Here is a 12,248-nt window from a genome sequence, read left to right as displayed (position 1 = left end):
GATGATTACACGTAGAAATTTTTTCATGAATGCGGGCGCCGTCGCCCTCAGTGCGGCAGCGGTGAGCAGAGTCGGTGCGGCGTCCCTGCCGGAAGCCGTCAGCATGGCTGGCGCAGACACGAAAGCGCCGCCACCGCCGCCGAACGGGCGTCCGTACAACCCCGTCGTCACCCTCAATGGCTGGTCCTTGCCCTGGCGCATGAACAACAACGTCAAGGAATTCCATCTGGTGGCCGAGCCCGTCGTGCGCGAACTGGCGCCCGGCATGCAAGCCAATCTGTGGGGCTACAACGGCCAGTCGCCCGGTCCCACCATCGAAGTGGTGGAGGGCGACCGCGTGCGCATCTTCGTCACCAACAAGTTGCCGGAACACACGAGCGTGCACTGGCATGGCCAGCGCTTGCCGAACGGCATGGATGGCGTCACGGGCCTGACCCAGCCGGGTATTCCTCCCGGCAAGACCTTCGTCTATGAATTCGTCGCCAAGCGGCCCGGCACCTTTATGTACCACCCGCATGCCGATGAAATGACGCAGATGGCCATGGGCATGATGGGTTTCTGGGTCACGCACCCGAAAGATCCGAACTTCATGAAGGTGGACCGCGATTTCGTCTTCTTGCTCAGTAACTACGACATCGATCCCGGCAGCTACACGCCGAAGATCATGACCATGACGGATTTTAATTTGTTCACCTTCAACAGCCGCGTCTTCCCCGGCATCGACCCCATGGTCGTGCGCCAGGGCGACAAGGTGCGCGTGCGCGTGGGCAACCTGACCATGACGAACCACCCGATCCACATGCACGGCCATGAATTCGAGGTGACGGGCACCGATGGCGGCTGGACGCGCCCCGAATCGCGCTGGCCCGAAGTGACGACCGATATCGCCGTGGGCCAGATGCGCGCCGTCGAGTTCACGGCAACGGACCTGGGCGACTGGGCTTTCCACTGCCACAAGTCGCACCACACGATGAATGCCATGGGGCATGACGTGCCCACCATGATCGGCGTCGACCACCAGGGCGTGGCGGCGAAGATCAATCAATTGGTGCCCGGCTACATGGTGATGGGCGAACGGGGCATGGCCGACATGGGCGAGATGCAGATGCCGATCCCCGACAATACCTTGCCGATGATGGCGGGCGACGGCCCCTTCGGTGCCATCGGCATGGGCGGCATGTTTACCACGGTCAAGGTGCGCAAGGATCAGAAGCCGGGCGATTACCGCGACCCGGGCTGGTACAAGCACCCGGCCGGCAGCGTGGCCTATGAATGGACGGGCGCCTTGCCGGAACCGGTGCGGGGCCAGGGCGCGGGCAAGCCGGCGGCAAAAAACGGCGTGGAAATGACGGTGCGCAAGCCAGGCGGGCACAGCGGCCATTGACGATCTCCCGGGGATTACTAAGTAACCCCCAATAAATTATTGTGATTTCTGACTGCCATAACCGGCGCTCTGCGGCGTTGCTCACTGCTAGCAGTGCCCGCACTGCGTCGCAGCGAGCGCCTTGCATAGCATCCGGTTCTGTTCGTCATAAATTCACACTAATTTCCCGAGGATTACTTAGCATGGCACGCCCCGGGGCATGTTGCTTTGTATCAAGGAATTGTTGGTTAGTGACAATCCGAGCATTTTAGTGACAGTTTTTTCCTTATATTCAAGTCATAGCTTAAATTATTGGCTACCGTCTTGTCTGGGAGGAAACATGTTGAGTAAAATGAAAGTGGGGACGCGCCTGCTCGCTGCCTTCTTTTGCGTCGCGCTGATGGGGGCCATCGTGGCCGGCATCGGCATCTTCAACATGGGCAAGATCGATACCATGGCGGGGCAGATGTACAACCATGAATTGCTGGGGCTGTCGTACATCAAAGAGGCCAATATTGCCCTGATCAAGGTGGGGCGCGCGCGCAGCAATTTCTTGCTGGCCACGACCGCCGAGGAGCGCGCCACGCGCCAGGCCGACATCGGCAAATTCCTCGAGTTAAATAAAAGCTATCTGGCCAAGGCCCAGCCGCTGTTCGTCACGCCGGCCGCCAAGGAATTGTTTGCCCGCTTCGCCGCTGTCGAAGCGGAGTACATTGCCACCATGCAGCAAGCCCTGGCGCTGGCGGCGGCCGAGCCGCTGGCGCAGCGCAGCGCGCAACTGGTCGAACTGCTCAACAAGACGCGCCAGCATGCCGATGAACTCGACGGTATGCTGGATAAACTTTCGCTGCAGAAGGAAGAGCGCGCCAAGGCGGCTTCCGAGCAGGCCTCGGGCGTGTACCAGGCCAGCCGCAGTTTCATGATCGCGCTCGTGCTGGGCAGCATGGCGGCCGGCCTGGCGCTGGGGGCGCTGATCACGCGCGGACTGACGCGCCAGCTCGGCGGCGAACCGGCGTACGCCGTCAGGATCGCCGGCGCCATCGCCGAGGGCGATCTCACCATCGATATCCGCACGGCCACCCATGACAATGCCAGCCTGCTGTTCGCCATGAAAGCCATGCGCGACAAGCTGGTGGGCATCGTCAGCCAGGTGCGCTCGGGTACGGACACCATCAACACGGCCTCGAGCGAAATCGCCCAGGGCAACCTCGACTTGTCGTCGCGCACGGAAGAGCAGGCCAGTTCGCTGGAAGAAACGGCGTCCTCGATGGAACAGCTGACCTCGGCCGTGCGGCAGAACGCGGACAACGCGCGCCAGGCCAATGCGCTGGCCGGCGCCGCGTCCGATGTGGCCGGCAAGGGCGGCGCCGTGGTGGGGCAGGTGGTGCAGACCATGGAATCGATCAATGCGTCGTCGCGCAAGATCGTCGACATCATCAGCGTCATCGACGGCATCGCCTTCCAGACGAATATCCTGGCCTTGAACGCGGCCGTGGAAGCGGCCCGGGCGGGCGAGGAAGGGCGGGGATTTGCCGTCGTGGCATCCGAAGTGCGCAGCCTGGCCCAGCGTTCTGCCAGTGCCGCCAAGGAAATCAAGACCCTGATCGGCGACTCCGTCGAACAGGTCGAAATCGGCTCCAGACTCGTGCATGACGCGGGCAGGACGATGGATGAGGTGGTGACCAGCGTGCGCCAGGTGGCCGACATCATGCAGGAAATCACGGCCGCCAGCGCCGAGCAAAGCGCCGGCATCGAGCAAGTCAACCAGGCCGTGCTGCAGATGGACCAGGTGACGCAGCAGAATGCGGCCCTGGTGGAAGAGGCGGCCGCGGCCGCCGAATCGCTGCAGGACCAGGCGCAGACCCTGACGGAACTCGTGGGCGTGTTCCGCCTGCATGCCCAGGCCGAAGGCATCGCCGTGCCGGCGGCCAGCAACGTCACGCCGCTGCGCCGGCCCGCGCCGGCGGCCAGGCCGGGCGTGCGGCGCCTGGCCTGACGGCGGCTGGACCGGGCGCGATCGGCGCGGCGGTGGTAGGCTGTCGCTATTGCGCGTTTGCCACTTCCGGGTCCCCCCATGCCATCTTCTTTCCTGTCCTCCTTCAGTTTTTCCCTGTTGCTGCTGTCGTTGGCGCCCCTGGCGCAGGCGCAGGAGGGCGATCCCGTCCTGCCTTATCGTCCATCGGTGGCCAGTCCCGCCCAGCTGCCCGTGCCGGGCCAGCTGGAATTCGAGGCGGGCGGCCTGCTGTCGAAAACGGACGACACGCGCCGCGCCAGCTTGCCGTACACGTTCAAGCTGGCGTTCACGCCCGAATGGGGCTTGCTGCTCGAAGGTGAGGGCTTCGTGCGCGCGCGCGATGACACGGGGCGGCGCGAGACGGGCGTGGGCGACACGACGGTCGTGCTCAAACGCGCCTTTTTGCTCGACAGCGCCACAGCGCTGGGCCTGGAACTGGGCTGGAAGTTGCCCACTGCCAAGGACAGCATCGGCAGCGGCAAGAGCGACGTCTCGTTGAACGGTATTTTCAGCCGCGACCTGGGCGCCGTGCACATGGACGCCAACCTGAACGCCACGCGCCTGGGGGCTTCCGACCCTGGCACGGGCAAGGTGCAAACGGGCTGGGCGGCCTCCTTTTCCACGCCCGTCAGCGACCGCTGGGGCGCCACGGCGGAAGTGTCGGGCACGCGCCTGCGCGGCGCGCCAGCCACGGCGCAGCTGCTGCTGGCTGCCACCTACAGCCCCACGCCGCGGTTGGCCATCGATATCGGCATGGCGCGTGGCTTGACGGCGGCGTCGCCGGACTGGTCGCTGTTCAGCGGCTTGGTAGTGCCTTTGGGCAAACTGTGGTGAGATTGCGACGGGATTCCTTATGTGTCCTTGCGAACAAACAGTTAGTCACACAAGGTCTACAATTGCGGCATAACTGATAAAAGGAGTGTCCTCATGAAAACCCTCATTCTCGCCGCCGTCCTGCTGTCGGCAGGTACCGCCGCCGTTGCCCAGGTTTCCGTCACCGTCGGCCAGCCAGGCTTTTACGGCCGCATCGACATAGGCGACTATCCCGCGCCGCAATTGATCTACGCCCAACCCGTCATCGTGCAGCGCCCGCAATACTATTCGGCCGCCCCGATCTACCTGCGCGTACCGCCCGGCCATGCGAAACACTGGTCCAAGCACTGCCGCAAGTATAATGCCTGTAACCAAGAGGTATATTTCGTCCAAGATGGTTGGTATAACAACCAATATGTGCCCCGCTACCGCCAGCAGCATGGCGACCATGGCCGTCCCGATTACGGCGACCGCGACCGTCATGACGACAAGCATGACAAGCACTATGACAAGCGCGACAAGCATGATGACAAGCCGGGCAAAGGCCATGGCAATGGCAATGGTCGTGGCAACGGCAACGGCAACGGGCACAGGGATTAACAAGCAGGAGGATCTTTGCATAGTAAAATCGTTATCGTAGGAGGAGGTGCAGGCGGCCTGGAGCTGGCTTGCAAACTTAGCCGAAAGCTCGGCCCCGGCCAGGTCACCCTGGTCGACAGCCGCCTGTACCATATCTGGAAGCCGTCACTGCATGAAGTGGCGGCCGGCACCCTGGACATTCATCAAGAGGGCCTGTCGTACCAGATGCTGGCGCATGACAATGGTTTTACCTATGTCTATGGTCCCCTGATCGGGCTCGACGCAGCGTCGAACAGCCTCACCGTGGGCGCCATCGCCACGGACAAGGATGAGCAGCTCTTGCCGCAGCGCCAGGTCAGCTACGACCAGCTGGTGCTGGCCGTGGGCAGCACCTCGAATTACTTTGGCGTACCCGGCGCCCAGGAAAACACGATTTCCCTCAATGCCACGGAAGACGCCGAACGTTTCCGTCTGACGCTGCTGAAACTGCTGGCCATGGCTGAACAGCGCCAGGGCGACGCGGGCCATCCCGGCGTCGACATCGTCATCATCGGCGGCGGCGCGACGGGCGTGGAACTGGCGGCCGAATTGCGCGAAGCGAGCGGCGTGTATGCCGCGTATGGTTTCCAGAATCTCAACGCCATCAAGGATGTGCGCATCACCCTGCTCGAAGGGGCGCCGCGCATCCTGGCGCCGCTGCCCGAGCGCGTTTCCATCGCCGCCTCGAAACTGCTGCACCAGCATGGCATCACGGTGGTGACCGATACGCGCGTCACCACGATCGAAGCCGACAAGGTGACGGTGGCCAGCGGCACCAGCTATGCGGCCGACATCTGCGTGTGGGCCGCCGGCATCCGCGCGCCGGAATTCCTGTCCACTTTGGGCTTGCCTACCAACCGCGCTGGCCAGCTGGAAGTGACGGGCATGCTCAATGTGCAGGGCCATGCGAATATCTTCGCGCTGGGCGATTGCGCCGCCTGTACGGGTCCCGACGGCAAGCTGGTGCCGCCGCGCGCCCAGGCTGCCCACCAGCAAGCCGATTACCTGCTGAAAACGTTCCTTCTGCAGGCGAAGGGCAAGCCGCCGCAAACCAGGCCGTACGAATATCTGGACTACGGTTCGCTGGTGTCGTTTGGCCGCACCACCTCGGTCGGCACCCTGATGGGGTCGCTGAAGGGCCTGAGCTGGTTCGTCGAAGGCTTTGTCGCGCGGATGATGTATGTGAGCCTGCACCTGATGCACCACAACGCCGTGCTGGGCACCGTGCGCACGGCCGTCATGGCCATGGGCCGTTTCCTGATCAAGCGCAGCTCGCCGCAGGTCAAGCTGCATTAAGCAGTTTGCGCCGTAACAAAACAAGGGGCCTTGCGGCCCCTTTTTATTTGCCGCGCGCGAGGGGCGCCGCGTCGCAGCGGGCCCGCGTCATGGGGAAGGCGATGGTGGTGAGCTTGCCCTTCAAGGTACCGGTGATGCTGGCGTGCAAGATGCGCTCGCTGTCGTGGCGGTAGGTGATGCGGCTCGGGAAGTCATTGTCCAGGTTGGCGAAGATGAATTCATTCGGCTTGTCCTGGCGCAGCAGGTTGAAGATCACGGGCGGCTCGCCCGACGGCTGCACGATGTAGGCCAGCTGGCCCGGTTCGGTGAGGCGGATCTGCACGAATTCGAAGGCTGTCGTCTTGCCGCCCTTGACGGTGCGGCTGGTGCCGAGGATGGTGCCGCCGGCGGCCGTACTCCATTGTTCCCCGGAACCGGGTTCGGCGCCGTCGACGTTCCAGCAGCCGGCCAGCCAGGCCAGCTTGTCCACGGTTTCCGGCGGCGGCACGGTCTTGTCGGCGGCCTGGGCGGCTCCCATGGCCAGCAGCGCTGCCAGCAGGGTGGGGATCAGTCGTTGCATGCGGTTTCCTCGTCGTATCGTTGAGCGGAGCAGGGTGCCCGGCGATGCTCCGGCCCGATGCTGTCTGGCAGGGATTATTCTTTCGGGCTAATGCGCGGCAAGACGGCAGTCAGGGCCATGCCGCCTTGCGGATTCGCCGTCAGGCTCAGGCTGCCGCCAAGGTAATGCACGCGCTCGCGCACGGCGCGCAGGCCATGCTTGCTCATTTCGACGGGCACGCTGGCCGGCAAGCCGCTGCCGTTGTCCTTGACGGTCATCATCAGCGCCTCGTCATTGTCGTCAATGATGATATCCACTTCGCTTGCCTGCGCGTGCGCGGCGATATTGCTGAGCGCCTCTTCCAGGGTGCGCAGCAGGGCCACGCCCACGTTGCGCGGGCAGATCAGTTCATCTTCGGGCAGGCTGCAGCGCACGGTGATCTTGTGCTGTTCCGCAAATTGCGCAGCCAGCTCGCCCAGCGCCACATTCACACCGAGAAACTCCAGCTTGTCGTTCCACAGCTTCATCTGCATTTGCCGGTTGGTCTCGATGACATTCAGCAGCAATTGCTTCATGGTCGCGGCGCGGTCGAGCAAGGCCGCTTCCTGCGGCATTTTTTGCGTCAGCAGCGACAGGTGCATGGTCAGCGCCGTCAGCGACGAGCCGAGGCTGTCGTGCAGCTGGCGCGACAGGGCGCGCCGTTCATTGTCCCAACTGGTGTTGACATGACCGAGCAACTCGCTGAGATCGGCGGCGCGTTCCGCATCGGCCTGGGCCGCTTCCTTGTTCGGATCTGTTTGTGCGGACATAGCGCCCCGTGAATGGTGAAAGGTGGACCAAATTCAAGTTGTGGATCATACATGAGGATTTCATCGCGGGGCGCATGGATGGAAAATTTCTGTCTTTTCGGCAATTTTAATCTCCTCCCATCATTTTTATATGATAGGCAATATTTCTGTTTGCGCCAGCAGGAAAGTTGTTCCCCTCTTTACGTACGGCTGCGCACATACCGGGGCGCCACACGCTGCCATAGTGGGGTTGTGCATTTTTCCATGCAGCATAGCCGCCCCGCGGCGCAGGGTGCAGTACAGGCCCGTTTACCGAAACGAAAGGACATGCCATGAATATCGAAACCATCGTCGACAAGGAATACCTCGACAAAAGCTTCCGCGACATCGTTAATGCCCCCATCAGCGCCTTGCGCGGTGTCAGCGCGAAGGATGCGAAGGCCTTGCAGCAAGCGTTTGGCGTGACCACCGTACGCGAGTTGTCCAACCTTAATTTCGTGAAATGGGCCAGCGCGCTGGCCATCCTGGCCGATGAAGAAGGCATGAGCGGCGAAGAGCGGGCCAAGGAAGAGTTGCTTGACGACGCCGTGGAAATGACCTTCCCCGCCAGCGACCCGATCTCCGTCGATGCCGGCATCACGCGCATCGAAGTACCGCCGGAAACCGTCGATGCGCAAACGGACCACCAGCATGCGGGCCAGCATGAAGTGACGGCTGGCAAGAAATAAAACATCGTGCTCATGAAAAAACCGGCAAGCCATCAACGTGGCTTGCCGGTTTTTTTCATGTGCGGTGCGGCGTAAAAACTCAGGCGATCGACGGAATGTTGTTTTTTTGCATATTCACCTGCGAGGCGATCACCTCGTGCGGGATGCAGCAAAAGCGGTTCTTGCCGGCACGCTTGGCTTCGTACAGGGCCGTGTCGGCCGCGCCCAGCAGGGATTCGACGGTGCTGGCGTCGTCCGGGTAGATGGCGATGCCGATGCTGGTCGACAGGCGCAGGGTCAGGTCGTTGATGAAATACGGCTCGGAAATGACTTCGATCAGCTTGGCGGCCGGTTCGCGCGCGTCGCCCTTGCCGGCCAGGTTGCCCAGCACGATGACGAATTCGTCGCCGCCGATGCGCGCCACCGTGTCTTCCTTGCGCGATGCGCTCACCAGGCGGGCCGCCACCATTTTCAGGATTTCATCGCCATAGCCGTGGCCGTAACTGTCGTTGATGGCCTTGAAGCCGTCCAGGTCCAGGTACAGGATGGCCGACTTGCCGCGGCTGCGGGCCGATTGCTGCAAGGTATGCTCGATGCGGTCTTCCAGCAGGCGCCGGTTCGGCAAGCCCGTCAGCGGATCGTGCAGCGCCAGTTCCTGCTGCTGCTTGCTGTATTGCGCCAGTTCCTTGTACAGCAGGCGCACTTCCAGCATGTTGTGGATGCGCTTGTGCACTTCCATCAGGTCGAAGGGCTTGCTGATGAAGTCGCGCGCGCCCGCTTCCAGGGCGGCGATCTTGAAACTCGGCTGTGCCGTCAGGGCCAGCACGGGCAGGTAGCCGCCATGCTCGATTTCCTTCAAGCCTTTCATGACCTGGAAACCATTGAGTTCCGGCATTTGCAGATCCAGCAAGATCAGGTCGTAGCAATGCTCCCGGTGCAGGGGGCAAACCTGGGCCGGACGCATGGTGGCCGTCACATTGGTGTAGCCGGCATCGCGCAGGATTTCCAGCATCAGGTCAACATTGTCGGGTGAATCGTCGACGACCAAAATTTTGGCTTTCAAAATCTCATCTTGGCTGGGCATGTAAGGTCTCGGTTATACGGTCTATGCAACGCTGGCTTCCACCGCATATGATGGGCTGACGGCGGTGGGGAAGATAGTAGCGCCTTGCAACAAGTTAGGGCGCACAACAGCGCTTGAGCTCGCTTCTGACGTTCTCGCCGGCCCAGGCCGCCATCTCCAGCCTGCCGTGCAGGTGCGTTTCTGCATTTCAGTGTAGCAAACTTTAGCTTAGTTGCTTGTAGGACAGAGCCGCGTCTGAAAGTAGGAAGGCTAGCCCATGAAAATAGTCATTTTGTACTGCATCATGTATTTCTTTGCATCATCTTTTTAGGGCGGCGTATTGCTGCCCTCTTCAGGACGCTGCGCGAGGGAGCGCGTTGCGGCCAGTTGCGCCACGGCCGCCAGCAGTTCGGCCGGGTCGAGCGGTTTCGAGACCCAGGCCTGGAAGCCGCTGGCCAGTGCCCGCTGGCGGTCCTGCGGTTGCGCGAACGCCGTCAGCGCCAGCGCGGGCAGCCGGGCCGCATCAGGGGAGGCGTGCGCGCGGATTTGCGCCAGCAGGTCGAAACCGTCGGCGTCAGGCATGCCGATGTCGCTGACCAGCACATGCGGGTGTACCTGGTCCAGCAGTTGCAGCGCTTGCGCCACGTTGCCGGCGCCATGCACTTCAGCGTTGCTGTCACGCAGGATGCGCGCCGTCAGTTCGCGCGCATCGGCCTCGTCATCGACCAGCAGGACGGTGACGCCGCGCAAGTCATGGCTGGCGGGCAAGTCGCCGCCCGTTGGCCGCGCCGGCGCGGTCCGCGTCCCCAGGGGCAGGCGCACGGTAAAGCTGGCGCCCTGCATGTCGCCGGCGCTGCTGACCGTGACCGTGCCGCCATGCTGCTCCACCAGGTGCTTGACGATCGCCAGTCCCAGCCCCAGGCCGCCATGCCGGCGCGTGGTGGAGGCGTCGGCCTGGCGGAAGCGGTCGAACACGTGGGGCAGGAAGTCTTTCTTGATGCCGACGCCGTTGTCGCTCACCGTGATGGCCAGGCGGCTTGCCTCGCGGCGCACGCCGATCTCGACCCGGCCGCCTTGCGGCGTGAACTTCAGGGCATTCGACAACAGGTTCCAGATCACTTGCTGGATACGGCTGGGGTCGCCCGTGATCCTGCCAGCATCGCTGGCGATGTTGCTGTGGATGGCGATGTGCTTGGCGTCGGCCGCCGGGCGCAGGGTTTCGATGGCCGAGGCGATGATGCTGGCGGGCACGATGGTTTGCAGGTCCAGCAGCACCTTGCCGGAAGTGATGCGGCTCATGTCGAGCAAGTCTTCGATCAGTTGCGCCTGCGCGCGCGCATTGCGTTCGATGCTTTGCAGGCCGCGATGCAGGTCGGCCTGGTCGCGCGTGCCGCGCCGCAGCACTTGCGCCCAGCCCAGGATGGCCGACAGCGGCGTGCGCAGTTCGTGCGACAGCGTGGCGAGAAAATCGTCTTTCAGCTGGTTCGTGCGCTCGGCGTCGGCGCGTGCCTCGCGTTCGCTGTCGAGCAGCACCTTGCGCTCTTCGGCGGCGCGCGTGGCGGCCGCGTACAGGCGCGTATTGTCGAGCGCTACGGCGGCCTGGGCCGCGATGGCCGAGACGATGCGTTCGCTGCGCGCGCTGAACATGCCCGCTTGCGGATGGCCGAGCAGCAAGCGCCCCAGCAGCAGGCCCGAGCGCGAGCTGACGGGCAGGCTCAGGCAGCTGCGCAGCGGCGGCGCGCCGCCGGCGCTGGCGTCGGGCGCGGCCAGCAAGTCGTTCTGGCGCATGGCCGCTCCCTGGCGCAGTTCCGTGGCGATGGCATCTGCCTGGCGCAGGCTGATGCCGTTGACGGCGCGTGCCGCGGGCAGGGCGTCGGGGTCGTCGTGGATATCGCCCGCATCATCATAGTAAAAGGCGCCGAAGCGCGCGCCGCTGATGCGCGTGGCCGCATCGACGGTTTCCTGCAGCAGAGCCGGCAAGTCGAGGGTGCTGGCCAGGGCCGCGCCCGTATTGTTGAGCAGCTCGAGTACGCGCGTTTCATCGCGCAAGGCTTCCTGCGCACGCTTGACCTGGTCGACGTCGGTGCTCGTGCCAAACCAGCGCAGCAGCTGGCCGCCCCGGTCGCGCACGGGATTGGCGCGCGTCAGGAACCAGCGGTACTGGCCGTCGGCACCGCGGATGGGGAACTCCATTTCGAAGGGCGTGCCCTCGCGCAAGGCGGCCTTCCAGGCTTGCAGCATGGAAGGCAGGTGCTGCGCCTCATAGGCGATGCTCCAGCCGTCGCCCGCCATCTGTTCGGCAGTGGTGCCCGTGTAGTCGTGCCAGCGCTGGTTGTACCAGGCAATGGTGCCGTCGAAGCTGGCGATCCAGGCCAGTTGCGGGATGGAATTGGCCAGTGCGCGCAAGTCTTCCTCGCTGTGGCGCAAGTTTTCCTCGGCCGCCTTGCGCTGGCTGATGTCCTGGATATACGTGGTCAAGCCTTCGCTGGAAGGGAAGATGCGCACTTCCAGCCAGCGCCCCAGCGGCGGATACAGCAGTTCGAAACTGCAGCTGAGCTGCTGCGCCATGGCGCGCCGGTACTGGGTTTCCAGTTCCGTGCCATGCAGGGCGGGGCAGGCATGCCACAGGTTCTTGCCCGCCAGGCCAGGCGCGTGTTGCGGCGCGAGCATGGCGGCGCCGCGCGTATTGAGGTAGCGGATGGTCCAGTCGCGGTCGAGCAGGCAAAAGCCGTCAGTAATACCTTCCAGCAAGTTGGACAGGCGCTCGTCGGATAGGCTCAGCGGCGCTGATGGGGGAAGCAGATCTTGCTCGCGGTCATGCTTGGCCATCGGAAATCCTGCAACAATGAATCTGCCGCACGGGCGCTTGTCCCGCCGGGCCGCCGTCGCTAAGCTCAGTTAAATAGGTCATGATGCTCAATGTCCGCCGTCATGCATCAGGGGAGGCAAAAGCGCCCCTGTCTGGCTGGTATTGTAGCCCCAAGCGGGGCACCGCCACCGCACGCTTGCGCGCCGCCTGCAGATAGCACTGGACAGGCTGGAAAGCAG

Annotated in this window: 10 protein-coding genes; 6 read left to right on the top strand and 4 right to left on the bottom strand. The window is 63.4% G+C overall.

All coding sequences use genetic code 11. From position 1 onward, the window contains the following. Position 1 precedes the first annotated feature (1 nt). The 5 genes from AC3RCG_RS18935 to AC3RCG_RS18915 all read left to right on the top strand — a co-directional run bounded on the left by AC3RCG_RS18935 (position 2) and on the right by AC3RCG_RS18915 (position 6,104). Positions 2-1,384: a multicopper oxidase family protein gene (locus AC3RCG_RS18935; RefSeq protein WP_492405435.1), complete on the top strand. Its 1,383-nt coding sequence runs from the start codon at positions 2-4 to the stop codon at positions 1,382-1,384. A 319-nt stretch (positions 1,385-1,703) separates the two neighbouring features. Then, positions 1,704-3,359: a methyl-accepting chemotaxis protein gene (locus tag AC3RCG_RS18930; protein WP_492405437.1), complete on the top strand. Its 1,656-nt coding sequence runs from the start codon at positions 1,704-1,706 to the stop codon at positions 3,357-3,359. Between the two features lie 78 nt (positions 3,360-3,437). Continuing rightward, positions 3,438-4,211 carry a transporter gene (locus AC3RCG_RS18925; RefSeq protein ID WP_492405439.1) on the top strand — a complete coding sequence of 258 codons (774 nt, stop codon included), beginning with the start codon at positions 3,438-3,440 and terminating at the stop codon, positions 4,209-4,211. Positions 4,212-4,304: 93 nt separating this feature from the next. After that, positions 4,305-4,790, top strand: a complete 486-nt coding sequence (locus tag AC3RCG_RS18920) for a hypothetical protein (RefSeq protein WP_070219233.1) — start codon at positions 4,305-4,307, stop codon at positions 4,788-4,790. Positions 4,791-4,805: 15 nt separating this feature from the next. Further along, the gene (locus AC3RCG_RS18915) at positions 4,806-6,104 is read left to right on the top strand and encodes an NAD(P)/FAD-dependent oxidoreductase (RefSeq protein ID WP_070290682.1); all 1,299 of its coding nucleotides are present in this window, start codon (positions 4,806-4,808) and stop codon (positions 6,102-6,104) included. 43 nt (positions 6,105-6,147) lie between these two features. On the opposite strand, the gene AC3RCG_RS18910 is transcribed toward AC3RCG_RS18915, so the two are convergent. Next, a complete protein-coding gene (locus tag AC3RCG_RS18910) occupies positions 6,148-6,663 on the bottom strand; it encodes a DUF6265 family protein (protein WP_409028327.1) in 516 nt (171 codons plus the stop codon). 74 nt (positions 6,664-6,737) lie between these two features. After that, the gene (locus AC3RCG_RS18905; protein WP_070219230.1) at positions 6,738-7,451 is read right to left on the bottom strand and encodes a sensor histidine kinase; all 714 of its coding nucleotides are present in this window, start codon (positions 7,449-7,451) and stop codon (positions 6,738-6,740) included. 311 nt (positions 7,452-7,762) lie between these two features. Here AC3RCG_RS18905 and AC3RCG_RS18900 point away from each other — a divergent pair, with 311 nt between their 5' ends. Continuing rightward, positions 7,763-8,158, top strand: coding sequence for a hypothetical protein (locus tag AC3RCG_RS18900; protein WP_070219229.1), 396 nt, complete (start codon positions 7,763-7,765; stop codon positions 8,156-8,158). Between the two features lie 79 nt (positions 8,159-8,237). Here the strand turns inward: AC3RCG_RS18900 and AC3RCG_RS18895 are convergent, their stop codons facing one another. After that, complete coding sequence (locus AC3RCG_RS18895; RefSeq protein ID WP_070219228.1) at positions 8,238-9,221, bottom strand: GGDEF domain-containing response regulator; 984 nt, start codon at positions 9,219-9,221, stop codon at positions 8,238-8,240. A 306-nt stretch (positions 9,222-9,527) separates the two neighbouring features. Continuing rightward, positions 9,528-12,029, bottom strand: coding sequence for a hybrid sensor histidine kinase/response regulator (locus tag AC3RCG_RS18890; RefSeq protein WP_492405443.1), 2,502 nt, complete (start codon positions 12,027-12,029; stop codon positions 9,528-9,530). Positions 12,030-12,248 lie beyond the last annotated feature (219 nt).

It is taken from the genome of Janthinobacterium sp. GW823-FHT01H08 (genome assembly GCF_058797855.1).
This window is presented reverse-complemented; position numbering and strand designations above follow the sequence as displayed.